The 16,206-nt window shown below is 68.0% G+C and carries 12 protein-coding genes; all 12 read left to right on the top strand.

From position 1 onward, the window contains the following. Positions 1–130 precede the first annotated feature (130 nt). The 12 genes from AMS67_RS18080 to AMS67_RS02365 all read left to right on the top strand — a co-directional run bounded on the left by AMS67_RS18080 (position 131) and on the right by AMS67_RS02365 (position 16,183). Positions 131–1,252: a hypothetical protein gene (locus AMS67_RS18080; protein ID WP_156316501.1), complete on the top strand. Its 1,122-nt coding sequence runs from the start codon at positions 131–133 to the stop codon at positions 1,250–1,252. 5 nt (positions 1,253–1,257) lie between these two features. Further along, positions 1,258–2,241, top strand: coding sequence for a hypothetical protein (locus AMS67_RS02315; protein WP_241487968.1), 984 nt, complete (start codon positions 1,258–1,260; stop codon positions 2,239–2,241). Further along, complete coding sequence (locus AMS67_RS02320; RefSeq protein ID WP_053385929.1) at positions 2,241–3,284, top strand: HAD-IIA family hydrolase; 1,044 nt, start codon at positions 2,241–2,243, stop codon at positions 3,282–3,284. The genes AMS67_RS02315 and AMS67_RS02320 overlap by 1 nt, the downstream gene beginning before the upstream one ends. Positions 3,285–3,333: 49 nt before the next feature. After that, on the top strand, positions 3,334–3,531 hold the full coding sequence (locus AMS67_RS02325) for a hypothetical protein (RefSeq protein WP_053385930.1): 198 nt from the start codon (positions 3,334–3,336) through the stop codon (positions 3,529–3,531). After that, positions 3,521–4,450 (top strand): TlyA family RNA methyltransferase, encoded by a 930-nt coding sequence (locus AMS67_RS02330; protein WP_241487963.1) that lies wholly within the window; start codon positions 3,521–3,523, stop codon positions 4,448–4,450. Before AMS67_RS02325 ends, AMS67_RS02330 begins: the two co-directional genes overlap by 11 nt. Next, positions 4,447–5,376 carry an NAD kinase gene (locus AMS67_RS02335; RefSeq protein WP_053385931.1) on the top strand — a complete coding sequence of 310 codons (930 nt, stop codon included), beginning with the start codon at positions 4,447–4,449 and terminating at the stop codon, positions 5,374–5,376. The genes AMS67_RS02330 and AMS67_RS02335 overlap by 4 nt, the downstream gene beginning before the upstream one ends. Next, positions 5,373–7,064, top strand: coding sequence for a DNA repair protein RecN (gene recN, locus AMS67_RS02340; protein ID WP_053385932.1), 1,692 nt, complete (start codon positions 5,373–5,375; stop codon positions 7,062–7,064). The genes AMS67_RS02335 and recN overlap by 4 nt, the downstream gene beginning before the upstream one ends. A gap of 40 nt (positions 7,065–7,104) precedes the next feature. After that, positions 7,105–8,367: an AI-2E family transporter gene (locus tag AMS67_RS02345; RefSeq protein WP_053385933.1), complete on the top strand. Its 1,263-nt coding sequence runs from the start codon at positions 7,105–7,107 to the stop codon at positions 8,365–8,367. 45 nt (positions 8,368–8,412) lie between these two features. After that, positions 8,413–10,125 (top strand): CTP synthase, encoded by a 1,713-nt coding sequence (gene pyrG / locus AMS67_RS02350; protein ID WP_053351733.1) that lies wholly within the window; start codon positions 8,413–8,415, stop codon positions 10,123–10,125. Further along, positions 10,118–10,801, top strand: a complete 684-nt coding sequence (locus AMS67_RS02355; protein ID WP_193787060.1) for an NUDIX domain-containing protein — start codon at positions 10,118–10,120, stop codon at positions 10,799–10,801. The genes pyrG and AMS67_RS02355 overlap by 8 nt, the downstream gene beginning before the upstream one ends. Continuing rightward, a complete protein-coding gene (locus AMS67_RS02360) occupies positions 10,801–11,784 on the top strand; it encodes a site-specific tyrosine recombinase XerD (RefSeq protein ID WP_053385934.1) in 984 nt (327 codons plus the stop codon). The genes AMS67_RS02355 and AMS67_RS02360 overlap by 1 nt, the downstream gene beginning before the upstream one ends. A 430-nt stretch (positions 11,785–12,214) precedes the next feature. Then, positions 12,215–16,183 carry a Pls/PosA family non-ribosomal peptide synthetase gene (locus AMS67_RS02365; protein ID WP_241487964.1) on the top strand — a complete coding sequence of 1,323 codons (3,969 nt, stop codon included), beginning with the start codon at positions 12,215–12,217 and terminating at the stop codon, positions 16,181–16,183. Positions 16,184–16,206 lie beyond the last annotated feature (23 nt).

Consider the following 16,206-nt stretch of genomic DNA (forward strand, 5'->3'; position numbering starts at 1 on the left):
ACACTGTACGACCCTTTCGCTTTTTTACGACATTTCAACAGCGCTGATTTTCGGAGGCACCCCATGAATGAACGACCCGATCGGAACGACTCCTCGGATCGTGGACCCCGAAACCAGCGCAACGACTCCCGTGGGGGAGGTGCGCGCCGCGATGATCGTGGAGGCCGCCAGCCCTACGATCGCGACCGGCGCGACGGAGGCTCTGATCGTCGCCCCCAGCGCGATGGTGATCGCCCGCGTCGTGACTTTGGCGATCGGACTGATCGTCAGCGCCGTCAGTTCTCCGATCGTGATGATCGTCGTCCGCAGCGTGACGGTGATCGCCCGCGTCGTGACTTTGGCGATCGTGATGATCGTCCGCGTCCCTCGTTCGATGACCGCGGCGATCGTCGTCCGCAGCGTGATGGCGATCGTCCGCGTCGCGATTTTGGTGATCGGACTGATCGTCCGCGTCGCGACTTCGGTGATCGTGATGATCGTCGCCCGCAGCGTGATGGCGACCGCCCGCGTCGAGACTTCGGTGATCGGAATGATCGTCCGCGTCGTCAGTTCTCCGACCGTGATGATCGTCGCCCGCAGCGTGACGGTGATCGTCCGCGTCGCGACTTTGGTGATCGTGATGATCGTCGCCCGCAGCGTGATGGCGACCGCCCGCGTCGTTCGTTCGATGACCGAGGCGATCGTCGTCCGCAGCGTGACGGTGATCGCCCACGTCGCGACTTTGGGAACCGTGATGACCGCCCGCGTCGCGATTTCGGCGATCGCAGCGATCGTCCACGTCGTGACTTCGGCGACCGTGATGATCGTCGTCCGCAGCGCGATAGCGATCGTCCGCGTCGCGACTTTGGCGACCGTGACGACCGTCCGCGTCGTTCGTTCGATGACCGTGGTGATCGTCGCCCGCAGCGTGACGGCGATCGTCCGCGTCGTGATTTCGGGAACCGTGATGACCGTCCGCGTCGCGACTTCGGTGACCGTGATGATCGTCGTCCCCAGCGCGATGGCGATCGCCCGCGTCGTCAGTTCTCCGATCGCGATGATCGTCGCCCGCAGCGCGATGATCGCGCCGACTACGGTCGTGGCGGCACCCGTGGCGGCGGCCGAAGCGACCGTGGCGGCAAAGACCGCGTGTTTACCGAGGCGGAGCGCCTCCAGCACGAGCTCCGTCCGGTCCGCGCAGACCACCAGGATCCGGTACTCCCGGAGACCGTCGAGCCGCGCGACCTGCACCCTGCCGCACGCAATGAACTGAAGACGTTGCAGGCTGACGTGCAGGAGCGCGTCGCGCGCCACCTCGCAATGGTGGTGTTCCTGATCGACGATGATCCCGAGCTGGCGCACCAGCATGCGCTCTCGGCAAGTCGACGTGCGGGGCGCATTCCCGTCGCACGCGAGACGCTCGCGATCACGGCGTACCGCACCGGCGACTTCGCACTCGCGCTCCGGGAGCTTCGCACCTACCGCCGACTGAGCGGTCTCGACGGGCACGTCGCGATCATGGTCGACAGCGAGCGCGGCCTCGGACGCCCTGATAAGGCGCTCGAGACCGGTCTGGCCGTCGATGCGTCGGCGCTCGACACTGACCAGCGAGTGCACTTGGCGATTGCGATGTCGGGCGCACGCCTCGATCTCGGGCAGACCCAGCAAGCGCTGTTCGAGCTCGAGATTCCAGAGCTGAACCCCACCAAGGCGTTCTCCTGGAGCCCCGACCTCTTCTCGGCCTACTCCGCAGTGCTCGAAGACTTGGGGCGCTCGGAAGAAGCCGCGAAGTGGCTCGAGCACGCGAACCACGCCGCGCGGGCGCTGCAGGCGCACCACGGCTCGCAAGACGAACTCGAGGTGTTCGAAGTGTACGAGTCCGAGCCCGAAGGGTTTGAATCTCGGGCTGAGCAGCTTGACTCCGCGGATGATCGCGGCACGGATCATGAGGGAGAGCGCGAAGAGTTCTCCGCTGACGCTTCTGACGGCATGTCGGCCGACGCAGACAGCGCCCGTGTCGATGACGCGACCGCTGAAGCTGAGCCCATTGCCGTGGGCGCAGATGTTGAGGCTGAGGCTGAGGCTGAGGCTGAGACTGAGACTGAGCCCAGCGTCTCGCCGATTGATGCGGCTCGCGCTGAAGAGGCCCATCTGCCCGAGGACATGTCGATCGAGGATGAGGTCGACGAACTGCTCGCCGCGGCCGGCATCGGCGCGCTCGACTCGGATGACTCGGACGACGACGCGGATCGCAAGAACTGATGGGGCTGTTCGGCAAACGCTCCACAGCCCTCGGCGACACCCCGATCGCGGGGCGCGAGCTGCTGCTCGCGGACCTCGACGGGGTGATCTATCGCGGGCCGAAGGCGATCCCGCACGCGGTTGCCGAGTTGAACCGCGCGGGTGAGCACCTGCGACTGGGCTATGTCACGAACAATGCCTCGCGCACCGATGAGACCGTGGCGCACCACCTGCAGGAGCTCGGTCTGCACGTGACGCCCTCGGACGTCGTGACATCTCCGCAGGCGGCCGTGGCACTGCTCGCGCGCACGGTCCCCGCAGGATCGCGCGTGTTGGTGATCGGTGGTGATGGGCTCGTCGATGAGCTCACGAAGGCCGGGTTCGAGGTCACTCGGAGCGCGGATGATGCGCCTGCCGCGGTGGTGCAAGGATTCGCGCCCGACGTGGGCTGGGTGCATCTCGCCGAGGCGGCGTTCGCGCTTGCCGAGCAGCCGGGTCGCGAGCCGCTGCCCTGGATCGCCACGAACACGGACTGGACCATCCCTGTCGAGCGCGGTCTCGCTCCGGGCAACGGCACCCTGGTCTCTGCAGTGCACACCGCGGTGCAGCGGCTTCCTGTGTTCGCGGGCAAGCCCGAGACGCCGATCTTCGAGGCTGCCTTTGAACGATTCGGCACGCGCAATGCGCTGATGATCGGCGATCGTCTCGACACCGACATCAAGGGTGCGGTGGCGGCCGGCATTCCGTCGCTCCACGTGCTCACTGGGGTCGATCGCCCGAAGCAGCTTGTCGCCGCATCGCAGGACATGCGCCCGGAGTTCATCGTCGCGACGCTGGCCGAATTGCACGAGCCTTATCCGACGACCGAACGTCTGAAAGACGGCACGATGCAGGTGGGCACGGCGAAGGTGCGGATGGACGGACACATCGCCTCGGTCGTCGCCGAAGGCGATTCGCCGATCAACCTGCTGCGGGCGGGGTGCGCGGCGATTTGGGCCTCCGGTCTCGCGATCTACGGGCTGCAAGTGCCCGAGATTCTGTATGAGGATCACTGGCGCGTCTAGCCTGTGGACAGCGCGGGTGGATGTCCCCAGTCATCGCTAGTCTGGAGTCATGAACGAATCAGCCGCTCCTGACACCGACTCGGGCTCTGCCGGAGCTCCGGCGACTCCGGCGGTGTCTGAGGACGGGCTGATGAGTCGTCTCGACGTGATCGAGTCGCAGCCGCTGGCGCAGCGGGCGGCCGGTTTCGAACAGGTGCACGATGAGTTGCTCTCCGAACTCCAGAGAGGCGACCGGGGTGAAAGCTGACATCAACCGACCGTCGGGCGCTGCTGAGCATGCTCACGGGGCGGTGTGGAGTGCGGCACCCGAACGTCTCGATCGGGTGCTCGCGGAGCTCGGCCTCGCTCGTTCCCGCAGCCGGGCAGCCGAGTTGATCGCAGCCGGTGGTGTCACGGTCGATGGCAGCAACGCTGCGAAGGCCTCGCTGAGCGTGCCTCGTGGGGCCCGGGTCGAAGTGTCAGGTGACGATCACTACGTCGGGCGAGCGGCGCACAAGCTCATCGCCGCACTCGAACAATTCGACGTCGACCCGGCAGGCCGAATCGCCCTCGATTTGGGGGCGTCCACCGGCGGGTTCACGCAGGTGCTGCTCGAACGTGGGGTCACCGCGGTGCAGGCGATCGACGTCGGGCATGATCAACTCGCCGCGCAGTTGCGTGGCGATGCGCGCGTGCATCTCGTGGAGGGGCGCAACGCCCGCGATCTCACCCCTGAGAATCTCGCTGCCGACACCGGGATCGACGAGCGTCCCAGTCTGGTAGTCGCCGACCTCTCATTTATCTCGCTGAGCCTGGTGCTCCCCGCAATCTCGGAGTGTGCGGCCCCCGAAGCCGAACTCCTGATGCTCATCAAACCGCAGTTCGAAGTGGGGCGCGTGCGCGACGGGGTCGTGACCTCGCCCAAGCAATGGGCCGAAGCAATTCGCATCGTGCTCGATGCCGCGGCGCGACACGGTTTCGCGGCCCGTGGCATTGCCGACTCCCCGATCGAGGGCGGGGCAGGCAACCGGGAGTATCTGGCGCACTTCGAGCGCGCCGCGGCACCGGTTCCGACAGAATGGGAGTCGCGCATCGCTGCACTCACCGGCGCGGCGGCGGCGGTTGAGCCCGATGCGGGTGCGGTCGAAACGGGCAGCACGCAATCGACAGCGGATGGAGGGCGATGAACGTGCAGCAGCAGTCCGAGCAACGGCGTATCTTGATCGTCTCGCACACGCACCGCGATGAGGCGGTGTCGGCGACGGTCGAAGCGGTGACCACGCTGATTGGAGCAGGAGTACTGCCCGTCTTTGATGCGCCGGATCGCGAGGCGTTCTCCCCGCATCTCGAAGTCGAGCAGATCGGCCGACTCGGCGACGACGTCACGATCGATGAGCTTGAAGCGGCGATCGTGCTCGGAGGCGACGGCACGATTCTCCGCGCGGCAGAACTGCTTCGAGGCTCGGAATGCCCCATCATCGGGGTCAACCTCGGGCACGTGGGGTTTCTCGCAGAGATGGAGAGCGTCGATCTCACGACCACGATCGATCGCGTACTGCGTCGCGACTACACCGTTGAAGAACGCTTGACGGTCGACGTGCAGGCCAGCCACGACGGCGTCGTGATCGCTGAGACCTGGGCGCTGAACGAAGCCAGCGTCGAGAAGCAGCGGCGCATGCTCGAAGTCGAGATCGGTGTCGACGGCAAACCGATCTCGACCTTCGCCTGCGACGGCGTCGTGCTCGCGACACCGACCGGGTCAACGGCGTACGCGTTCTCCGCGGGCGGCCCCATCGTGTGGCCGTCGGTGCAGGCGATGCTGCTCGTGCCCATTGCCGCGCACGCGCTCTTCGACCGCCCGCTCGTCACCGGCACCGACTCCGAACTGCGCGTGCGCATTCTCCCCGAGAACATCGGCCCGGGTGTGCTGTGGTGCGACGGGCGCCGTCGCACCGAGCTACCGGCAGGTTCGATGGTCACGGTGCGACGCTCAGACCTCTCCGTGCGCCTGGGGCGCCTCACCGGGGGCGTGTTCTCGGACCGACTCGTGCGCAAGTTCCACCTGCCGACCTCGGGGTGGCGGGGCAGCCGACGCGGAGGGGAGATCGCGTGATCGAGGAACTCCGCATCAGAGACCTGGGCGTAATCGTCGATTCGACCGTGCCACTGGGGCCGGGCTTCACCGCGATCACCGGTGAGACCGGCGCCGGCAAAACAATGGTGGTGAGCGCGCTGGGGCTGCTCATGGGCGAGCGCAGTGACGCCGGCGCCGTGCGATCCGGTGCCGCTCAGGCCCGCGTGCACGGCATCGTGCGTACGCAGGATTCAGTGGTCATCGACCTCGTCGACGAGCTCGGCGGAGAAGTCGAAGACGGCGAGCTCGTGCTCAGCCGCACGGTAAGCGCTGAGGGGCGCAGCCGTGCCGGTATCGGTGGAGCGAGCGCGCCGGTTGGCAGCCTCGGCAAACTGGCTGACCGGCTCTTCGCGGTGCACGGCCAGTCCGAGCAGCTGCGCCTCAAATCGGCGTCGGCACAACGAGAAACGCTCGACCGTTTCGGCGGAGAGATGCTCGCGACGACGCTGGCGGAGTACCGCGAGTCGCATCGAGAGCGTCAGCTGCTCTCCGCGCGCGTGCACGAACTCACCGAAGCACGTGAGGAGCGTGCCGCAGAGGCGGTGCGCCTGCGCACTGAGCTCGACGAGATTGCCGCGGTCGATCCGCAAGCGGGCGAGGAGATCGAGCTGTCGGGCCGTATCGAGCTGCTCAGCAATGTCGAAGCGTTGCGCTCCGCAACCGCGACCGCTCACGAGGCTCTGGCGAGCGAATCCGACGACCCGCTCGCGCGCGATGCCTCGGGGTTGATCGACGAAGCCGCCCGCGAACTCGAACGGGTCGCGGAGTACGATCCGCGCCTCGCTGCCGTACTCGAATCGCTGCGCGCAGTGAGTTTTCAGGTCGCCGATGCGGCCCGAGAACTCGCCGCGTACGCCGGCGACCTCGATGAGGAAGGCCCCGGAGAACTCGCGCGAGCGAACGAGCGCCTGGCCGCGCTGAACGTGCTCTTCCGCCAATACGGCCCCGATTCGGCCACCGTCATCGCCGCAGCCGAAACGGCCGCGCAGCGACTCGCGGAGCTCGACGGAGACGGTGATCTCGTGGATGAGCTCGCTGCGCGCCTCGATTCCGAGGCGGCCCGTGAACGCAGCCTCGCCGAGCGGCTGACCGAGCTGCGCACGGCCGCAGCCGAACAGCTCTCTGAACTCGTCAGCGCAGAATTGCGCCAGCTGGCGCTGCCGGATGCCCGATTCGTCGTGCAGGTTGCGCCCCTGCCGGCGCTCGGCGGTTCTGGAGCCGACGAGGTGCAGCTGCTGCTTAGTCCGCACGCCGGAGCGGCACCCCGTCCGGTCGCGAAGACGGCCTCCGGTGGTGAGCTCTCGCGCGTGATGCTCGCACTCGAGGTCGTCGTCGCGGCGGTCGATCCGGTGCCCACATTCGTCTTCGACGAGGTAGACGCCGGCGTCGGCGGGGCGGCCGCGATTGAGATCGGGCGTCGTCTCGCGCGCCTCTCGCGCACGTCGCAGGTCATTGTGGTGACGCACCTCGCGCAGGTCGCCGCGTTCGCTTCGAATCATCTGCAGGTCATTAAAGACTCTGCGGGCGGATTCACCGAGAGCAGCTGCCAACGACTCGAAGGAGACGCGCGGCTCGCCGAGATGGCGCGACTGCTCTCGGGGCTCAGCGACTCCGGGAGCGCGCTCGAGCACGCCGCCGAACTGCTCGCACTGCGCGACGCCGCGTGAGCCGGTACCGGGTGTCCATGGTCACTGCTACGCTCCCCACATGGTGAAGTTCCTCGGCCGTCTGCGGCCCTCGGCGCCGAGAAAGCCCGACCTCAACGACAATGCCGCGGCGAAGGCGGCATATCTCGATTCGCATCCCGATGTGAAGCACGCCGACATCGAGCAGATGGACGCCGACACGCGAGAGATGTACCGCGACGCCCGAGAAGCCGCAGTCGATGCGCGCGAAGAGCGGGCGAAGGCGCAGACCCGTGAGTTCGTCGTGCGCGGGCCGTTCCAGCTCGGGTTCACCATCACCCTGGGCGTGCTCGTCGCGATGCTGTTCGGCGGCATGATCGAGCAGCTGACCACGATCATCATGTACGTCGCCGCGGCGCTCTTCGTCGCGTTGGGGCTTGACCCGGTCGTGCGATCTCTCGAACGCCGCGGGCTCAAGCGCCCGCTGGGCATTGCCGTCGTGTTCGGCGGCTTCGTGCTCGTCATCGCCGGTCTCCTCGCGATCATCATCCCGATGATCGCGAGTCAGATCACGCTGCTCGTGCGCAGCGCACCGGGGCTCTTCCGAGACATCACGCACCAGCAGTGGTTCCTCGACATCAATGACCGATTCGGGCAGTTCGTCGACTTCGACGGCCTGTTGCAGATGGGACAAGATCTCGTCAGCAAGCCCGAGAACTGGGCGCAGGTCGCCGGTGGGGTGTGGCAGGCCGGCATCGGCATCGCCAACGGACTGACCGCGGGCCTCATCGTGCTCATTCTCACGCTGTACTTCCTCGCCTCACTGCAGTCGATCAAGCGAGCGTTCTACTCCCTGGTGCCGCGCTCCGGCCGCGCCAAGGTGATCGACATCACCGAGCAGGTCACCAAGTCCGTCGGCGGCTACGTCAACGGCATGGTGATCCTGGCATTCGTGAACGCCGTGCTCGGCTTCGTCATGATGACGATCGTCGATGTGCCGTTCGCGGGCCTAGTGGCGGTCGGCGTCTTCTTCCTCGCGTTGATCCCGCTGATCGGTTCAGTCATGGCGACGGTGCTCGTGACGATCGTGGCGCTGTTCCAGTCACCCTCCGCTGCCATCATCGCGGCGGTCTACTACCTCATCTACATGCAGATCGAGTCGTATCTGCTGACCCCGCGCGTCATGAATCGGGTGGTCTCGGTTCCGGGCGCGCTCGTGGTGATCGGTGCGCTCGCCGGCGGCACCTTGCTCGGCCTGCTCGGTGCACTGATCTCCATCCCCGTCACCGCGATGGTGCTGATGATCATCAAGCAAGTCTGGGTGCCGCGGCAAGAGCTGCGATAGGCCCGAAGCGAACACGTCCGAGTTGAACTGATAGGATTGAAGCCCGTGGGAACAGAGCAGAGCGCGGACCAGGCCGGAATCACCAAACACATCTTCGTCACCGGAGGTGTCGTTTCATCGCTGGGCAAGGGCCTTACGGCTGCGAGCCTCGGAAATCTGCTCACCGCGCGCGGGTTGCGCGTCGTGATGCAGAAGCTGGATCCCTACTTGAATGTGGATCCTGGAACGATGAACCCGTTCCAGCACGGCGAGGTGTTCGTCACCGACGACGGGTCGGAGACCGACCTCGACATCGGGCACTACGAGCGATTCCTCGGCATCAACCTCTCGGAGGCGGCGAACGTCACCACCGGGCAGATCTACTCGACGGTGATCGCCAAGGAGCGTCGCGGCGAGTACCTCGGTGACACGGTGCAGGTGATTCCGCACATCACCAACGAGATCAAGCGCCGTATGCGCCTCCAGGCATCGGAGACCCCGCGCCCCGACGTCATCATCACCGAGGTCGGCGGCACGGTTGGCGATATCGAGTCGCAGCCGTTCCTCGAGTCGGCGCGCCAGGTGCGTCACGAACTCGGCCGCAAGAACGTGTTCTTCGTGCATGTCTCGCTGGTGCCCTTCATGGGTGCTTCGGGCGAGCAGAAGACCAAGCCCACCCAGCACTCCGTGGCGGCCCTCCGCTCGATCGGTATTCAGCCCGACGCACTGGTGCTGCGCAGCGATCGACCGGTCACCGACGACAACCTGCGCAAGATCGCGCTGATGTGTGACGTCGATGAGAACGCGGTCGTCAACGCGATCGACGTGCCGAGCATCTACGACCTGCCCCAGCTGCTGAACTCGCAGGGGCTCGACAGCATCATCGTCGAGAACCTCGGGCTTTCGGATCGCTCGAGCGACGTCGACTGGACCGGCTGGCAGCCCGTGCTCGACGCCGTGCACCAGCCCAAGGGCGAAGTCACGCTGGCGCTCGTGGGCAAGTACATCGATCTGCCCGACGCCTACCTCTCGGTCACCGAAGCGCTGCGCGCCGGTGGGTTCGCGCACTCGACTAAGGTCAACATCCGGTGGGTGCCCTCCGACAACTGCGAAACGCCCGAGGGTGCGCGCGAGGCGCTCGGAGACGTCGACGGCATCTGCATCCCGGGCGGCTTCGGCATCCGCGGCATCGAAGGCAAGCTCGGCGCACTGCGATTCGCCCGCGAGAACCACGTTCCGACTCTCGGCCTCTGCCTCGGCTTGCAGTGCATGGTGATCGAGTACGCCCGCAACGTCACGGGTCTCGAAGGTGCATCGTCGACCGAGTTCGACCCCGAGACGACGGTTCCGGTCATCGCGACGATGGCCGAGCAGGTCGACATCATCGACGGCGGCGACCTGGGCGGCACGATGCGCCTCGGTCTCTACGAGGCCGCGCTCGCCGACGGATCGCTGGCCGCCAAGCTCTACGGTGCGCCGAGCGCCAGCGAACGTCACCGTCACCGTTACGAGGTCAACAACCGCTACCGCGATCAGATCGCGGCGTCGGGCCTGTCGTTCTCGGGCACCAGCCCCGACGGCGCGCTGGTCGAGTACGTCGAACTGCCGACCGACGTGCACCCGTTCTACATCGCGACGCAGGCGCACCCAGAGCTGCGCTCGCGCCCGGGCACCCCGCACCCGCTCTTCGCCGGGCTGGTCGGTGCCGCGATCGATCGCCGCGAGGCCGCGAGCCTCTTCGAGGTCGAGCCCGAGGAAGCCGCCGAGCACGGTGAGTGAGTCGTTCGGCACGGACGTCATCGGCGAGGCTGGCCGCAGCGGCCTCCTCGCCGACTCCCGTGCCGACGACGTCGTCGTCTCGGCGAGCGAGGTACTCGCCGAGGGGCACGTCTGGGACATGCGACGAGATCGCTTCCCGTTCGGCGGCACCGAGCTCACTCGCGACTACCTCGATCACACCGGCGCCGTGTCGGTGCTCGCACTCGACGCCGACGACCGCGTCCTGCTGATCAAGCAATACCGACACTCGACCGGGCATCGGCTCTGGGAGATCCCCGCAGGGCTGATGGACGTACCCGGTGAATCGGGACTCACCGGCGCGCGCCGCGAACTTGCCGAGGAAGCCGATCTGCAGGCGAATTCCTGGCATCTGCTGCTCGACCTGTTTCTGGCACCCGGAAGCTCGACCGAGGCCATGCGCGTCTTTCTTGCCCGAGACTTGACGCCGATAGCGCACGACTACGTGCGCTCGGAAGAAGAAGCCGAGCTCACCCCGGAATGGGTGCCGCTCGACGAAGTCGTGGCAGCAGTGCTCGACGGCCGGGTGCAGAACACGGTGACCGCGAATGCCGTGCTCGCCGCAGAGGCTGCACGAGCGCGCGGGTGGTCGACACTGCGCGATCCCGCACTCCCGTGGAATGGCCGCGCCGCCGTGCGCGGAGAACGTTCGCGCTGATGCCGCTGAGCCCGGAGCAGGGCGCGGAGCGCTATCTGCGCCACGTCGCGCTCGAACTCGGGCTGTCGGCCAATAGCCAGGCCGCGTATCGCCGCGACCTCATCGCCTACAGCGGCTGGTTGCGGGAGCGCGGCATCGATGACCTCGCCGAGGTGCACCCCGACACCCTCGCGGCCTACGTCGCCGACCTCGCCGATCCGCCTCGGCCGAGCGAGGGGCACCCGGTGTCGGCACTTGCTCCGGCGTCGATCACGCGCCGACTCTCGACGGTGCGCGGAATGCACCGCTTCCTGTTCGAGGAAGGGCTGCTCGCCGAGCACGCCGGCAGCGGACTGCGCACCCCGAAACGCGCGCAGCGCCTACCCAAGGCCCTGCCCTTCGAATCGGTGGAAGCGCTACTCGGTGCGGTCGGCGGTGACGATCCCGTAGACTTGCGCGACCGTGCCCTGCTCGAACTGCTCTATGCGAGCGGCGCGCGCGTGAGCGAGGTGACGGCGCTCGACGTCGACGATCTGCTGCCGGTTCCGGGCCGTGCCGACACGGTGAGCGAACCCGAAGCCGCGCTCGGCGACGGCGGGTTTCTGCGGGTGACCGGCAAAGGATCAAAGCAGCGCATCGTGCCCTACGGCAGCTACGCGGGTCGCGCGCTCGCCGCATACCTCGTGCGCGCCCGACCGACCATGGTTGCGCGTGGCCGCGGAACACCGGCGCTGTTCGTGGGCCCGCGCGGGGCGAGATTGTCGCGCCAGAGCGCCTGGCTCGTGATCCGCGCCGCCGCCGACCGCGCCGGCATCACGCAAGAGGTGTCTCCGCATACGCTGCGGCACTCCTTCGCCACGCACCTGCTCGCCGGTGGCGCCGACGTGCGCACCGTGCAAGAGCTGTTGGGGCACGCCTCGGTCACCACGACGCAGATCTACACGCAGGTGACCGCCGACACGCTGCGCGAGCACTACCTGCTGTCGCACCCGCGCGCAACGTAGGAGCCGTCGGGAGCGCGGTTCGGCCCCACGCATCGCAGCGGCGTCACGCGCTCATGCCGCTATGTCGTCGTACCGCCATCCCGCCGTGCCGCCATCCCGCCGCGCGTTCAGAGGAAGATCTGCACTCAGCGGGTTCGTTTCGGGTGCCGGGGTTCCTCTGACTGCAGATTTTCCTCTGGGGGCCGGTGGCGGGCGAGTGCGGGCTCCGGCGGGGTTGGGGGGGTCGGTGGCGGGCGAGTGCGGTGCGGCGCGCTGGCAGCGCCCATCAGGTGAACGCCGGGTAGCCAACAGGGAAAGACTCGGTGCTGCGAGCGGAAATCTCGGCAATACGGGCCTGCGAGCTCTCGTGCGGGTGACATTCTCGAAGCAGCACCCGCGCGCGCCCGACCGGTCGCGTCGCGCCCGAACGACTGCGAGAAGACGCCGCCTCTTGAACGACTCACTGCGCGAAGATCCTCAGATCCCGCTGACCCGCGGTGCGCACGCCGCCCCCGAACGCACACTCATCGACGTGCTGCGCGCGACAGCAGCGGCGTACCCCGAGGCCTCGGCGATCGACGCCGGATCGGGTGCGCTGAGCTACCGCGAACTCGTCGCAGCAGTCGATGAGCGTGCCAGCGAACTGCGGGCGGCAGGGGTGCAGGTCGGCGATCGCGTCGGTGTGCGTGTGGACTCGGGATCGCAAGACCTGTACATTGCGATTCTCGCGATCATGCGTGCGGGGGCGGCATACGTGCCGGTTGACGCCGACGACACCGATGAGCGGGCCCGCCTGGTATTCGGCGAGGCCCGAGTGGTGGGCATCGTCGGCAACCACGGCTTCGTGCCGCGCGCGAGTGATGCCTCGGCAACTGATGAGCCCGCGGTCATCGAACCCGCGAGCGAGGTGCCCACAAGCGAGGCGATTGAGGCCGAGGCAGCCCCCCTGGTCGACCCGACCCCGGATGATGATGCGTGGATCATCTTCACCTCGGGGTCGACGGGCGTACCGAAGGGCGTCGCCGTCACCCACCGATCCGCCGCCGCATTCGTGGATGCCGAGGCGCGCATGTTCTTGCAGCGCGAGCCTCTCGGCCCCGGCGACCGGGTGCTCGCGGGCCTGTCGGTCGCGTTCGACGCCTCGTGTGAGGAGATGTGGCTCGCGTGGCGGCACGGGGCCTGCCTGGTGCCGGCTCCGCGGGCGATCGTTCGGGCCGGTGAAGACCTGGCGCAGTGGCTGGTGCGGCAGAGCATCAGCGTCGTGTCGACCGTGCCGACGCTCGCCGCCATGTGGCCGCGTGAGGCGATCGAGCACGTGCGCCTGTTGATCTTCGGCGGCGAGGCGTGCCCGCCCGAGCTCGCCGCCCGCCTCGTGGAAGACGGTCGCGAGGTCTGGAACACGTACGGCCCGACCGAGGCGACGGTGGTGGCCTGCGGGTGCCCGCTCGACGGCGTCTCGCCGATCAGTATCGGTCTGCCGCTCGACGGCTGGGATCTGGCGGTCGTCGACGCCGAGGGCCGCCGTGTGGCGCCGGGGGAGTCGGGCGAGCTGATCATCGGCGGCGTCGGCCTCGCGCGGTACCTTGACCCTGCGAAAGACGCGGAGAAGTACGCGCCGATGCCCGAGCTGGGCTGGGAGCGCGCCTATCGTTCGGGCGACCTGGTGCGGTACGAGCCGACGGGGCTCATGTTCTTGGGCCGTGCCGATGACCAGGTGAAGGTGGGCGGTCGACGCATCGAGCTCGGCGAGGTCGAGAACGCGTTGCAGGATTTGCCCGGCGTGACGGCCGCTGCCGCCGCGGTGCGCTCGAGCGACGCCGGTGTGCCGGTGCTCGTCGGGTACCTGGTCGTCGAGGGGGAGGCACCGCTCGATCGCGCACTCGCCCGTGAGCATCTCGCCGCGCGACTCGCGGCCGGAGTGATGCCGTTGCTCGCCGTGGTCGACGAACTCCCCATTCGTACCTCGGGCAAGGTCGACCGCGCGGCGCTGCCGTGGCCGTTGCCCGGAGTCGACGCTCCGGCGGCCGAGGGGCTGAACGCGAGCGAGGCCTGGTTGGCCGAGCAGTGGCAGGCCGTGCTCGGGGTGCCCGTGCCGGGCGCCGACGCCGACTTCTTCGATCTGGGCGGCGGCTCGCTACCGGCGGCGCAGCTCGTTTCGCGCATTCGCACCCGGGTGCCCGAGTTCACCGTCGCCGACATCTACGATGTGCCGCGTCTCGCAGCGATGGCGAAGGCGATCGCGGCGGTCGATGACGCGGGTGATGCGAGCAGCTTCCACCAGCCCGCCCCGACGCCGCGCGGCACGCAGTGGGCGCAGACGCTGGCCGGTGTGCCGCTGTTCATCGCGAGCGGGTTGCGCTGGCTCGTGTATCTGCTGACGGCGGGCACGATCCTGAATCTTTCGACCGGGTTCGAAGTGCTGCCGAGCGTGTCGATCTGGATGCTGCTCATTGGCATCCTGGTGCTGTCGACGCCGTTCGGCAAGATGGCGATCGCGGCGATTGTGGCGCGCGTGCTGCTCGTCGGGGTGCGCGCCGGTGACTACCCGCGCGGCGGCGTGACGCACATGCGCCTGTGGCTCGCGGAGCAGTTCGCGCAGCAGATTGACGCGGTTGGGCTCGCGGGTGCGCCCTGGATCACGATCTACGCCCGTGCCCTCGGCGCGAAGATCGCGCGCGATGTCAGCTTGCACACGCTGCCGCCCATCACGGGAATGCTCGAGGTCGGCGCGCGCTCGGCCATCGAACCCGAGGTCGACCTCACCGGCTATTGGATCGACGGCGACCTGCTGCGCATCGGCGGTGTGCGCATCGGCAGCGATGTCACGGTCGGCTCGCGCAGCACGCTTGCGCCGGGCACCCGAATCGATGACGGCGCGGAGATCGCGCCCGGTTCGGCGGTGTTCGGTCGTGTGAAATCGGAGCAGACCTGGGCAGGATCGCCGGCCGTGCGCATCGGTGGCAATCGAGCGGAGGAGTGGCCCGATGGCCAGCCGCATCACGAGCCCGTGTGGCGCTTCGCGTACGCGGGGTCGTCGATCGTGCTCGCCCTGCTGCCGTTCGTCTCGTTCGCCGTCGGCGGCCTGCTCATCGCTGCCGGCATGCGCGGGGCGGAGTCGCTCGGCACCGCATTCGGTGCGGCACTGCTCTGGTTGATTCCGGCTGCACTGGTCACCGGTGTCGTCTACGCCGGCGCGGTCGTGCTGTTCGTGCGGCTGCTCGCGATCGGGCTCGACGAGGGCACCTTCCCCGTGCACAGCCGTATCGGCTGGCAGACCTGGACGACGGAGCGCCTGCTCGACGCGGCGCGCACCTTCCTATTCCCGCTCTACTCGAGCCTCTTTACACCGGTGTGGCTGCGCCTGCTCGGCGCTCGCGTCGGCCGCAACGTCGAGGCGTCGACGGTGCTGCTGCTCCCGAAGATGACGCGCATCGATGACGGCGCCTTCCTCGCCGACGACACGATGGTCGCGTCGTACCAGCTGCACCGCGGGTGGATGCGGATCGGCCGCGTGCGCATCGGCAAGCGCGCCTTCCTCGGCAACTCGGGGATGGCCGGACCCGGGCACCGCGTGCCCAAGGACTCACTCGTCGCCGTGCTCTCGGTCGCGCCCGGCAAAGCGAAAGCGGGCTCCTCCTGGCTCGGCTCACCGCCCGTGCGCCTGCGCCGCCTGGCGCAGGACGGTGACGACAGCCGCACCTACCACCCGGGTGCCGCACTGCGCATCGCGCGGGCACTCTGGGAGCTCGGACGCATTCTCGCCGTCTTCGCGACGACCGCGCTCGGCCTCACCGTGCTTTTTGCGTTCGCGTGGCTCTGGACCTCGGTCGGAGCCGTCTGGACGATCCTGCTCTCGGGCCTCGTCATGCTGGCCGCGGGCGCCGTCGCCGCCGGCATCTCGACCGCGGCCAAGTGGATCATCGTTGGGCCGATCCGGGCCGGCGAAGCGCCCCTGTGGTCGAGCTTCGTCTGGCGTACCGAGGTGAGCGACACGTTCACCGAGATGCTCGCGGCGCCCTGGTTCGCCCGCGCGGCCGCAGGCACCCCCGCGCTCGCCGTCTGGCTGCGCTCGCTCGGTGCGCGGATCGGCTCAGGAGTGTGGTGCGAATCGTACTGGCTGCCGGAACCCGACCTCGTGACACTCGGCGACGGATCCACCGTCAACCGGGGGTGCGTCGTGCAGACGCACCTGTTCCATGATCGAATCATGAGCATGGATACCGTCGAACTCGCCGCGGGCGCGACCCTCGGGCCGCACAGCGTCATTCTGCCCGCCGCCGTCATCGGCGCCCACGCGACCGTCGGCCCCGCATCGCTCGTCATGCGCGGCGAAAGCGTGCCCGTCGGTTCGCGCTGGAGCGGCAACCCCATCGGACCCTGGCGCGCCATCAAACTGCGCGCCTACCAGTCGACGAAGTAGTCGACGATGCACCTGCGAAAGAC

Origin of the sequence: Leucobacter japonicus (assembly GCF_001273855.1) — a bacterium.
GTDB classification, from domain to species: Bacteria; Actinomycetota; Actinomycetes; order Actinomycetales; family Microbacteriaceae; genus Leucobacter; species Leucobacter japonicus.

Excerpts from the sequence above, each read along its gene's own strand:
- AMS67_RS02320 (WP_053385929.1), top strand. The coding sequence starts at position 2,241 with ATGGGGCTGTTCGGCAAACGCTCCACAGCCCTCGGCGACACCCCGATC.
- AMS67_RS02325 (WP_053385930.1), top strand. The coding sequence starts at position 3,334 with ATGAACGAATCAGCCGCTCCTGACACCGACTCGGGCTCTGCCGGAGCT.
- AMS67_RS02335 (WP_053385931.1), top strand. The coding sequence starts at position 4,447 with ATGAACGTGCAGCAGCAGTCCGAGCAACGGCGTATCTTGATCGTCTCG.
- AMS67_RS02345 (WP_053385933.1), top strand. The coding sequence starts at position 7,105 with ATGGTGAAGTTCCTCGGCCGTCTGCGGCCCTCGGCGCCGAGAAAGCCC.
- AMS67_RS02360 (WP_053385934.1), top strand. The coding sequence starts at position 10,801 with ATGCCGCTGAGCCCGGAGCAGGGCGCGGAGCGCTATCTGCGCCACGTC.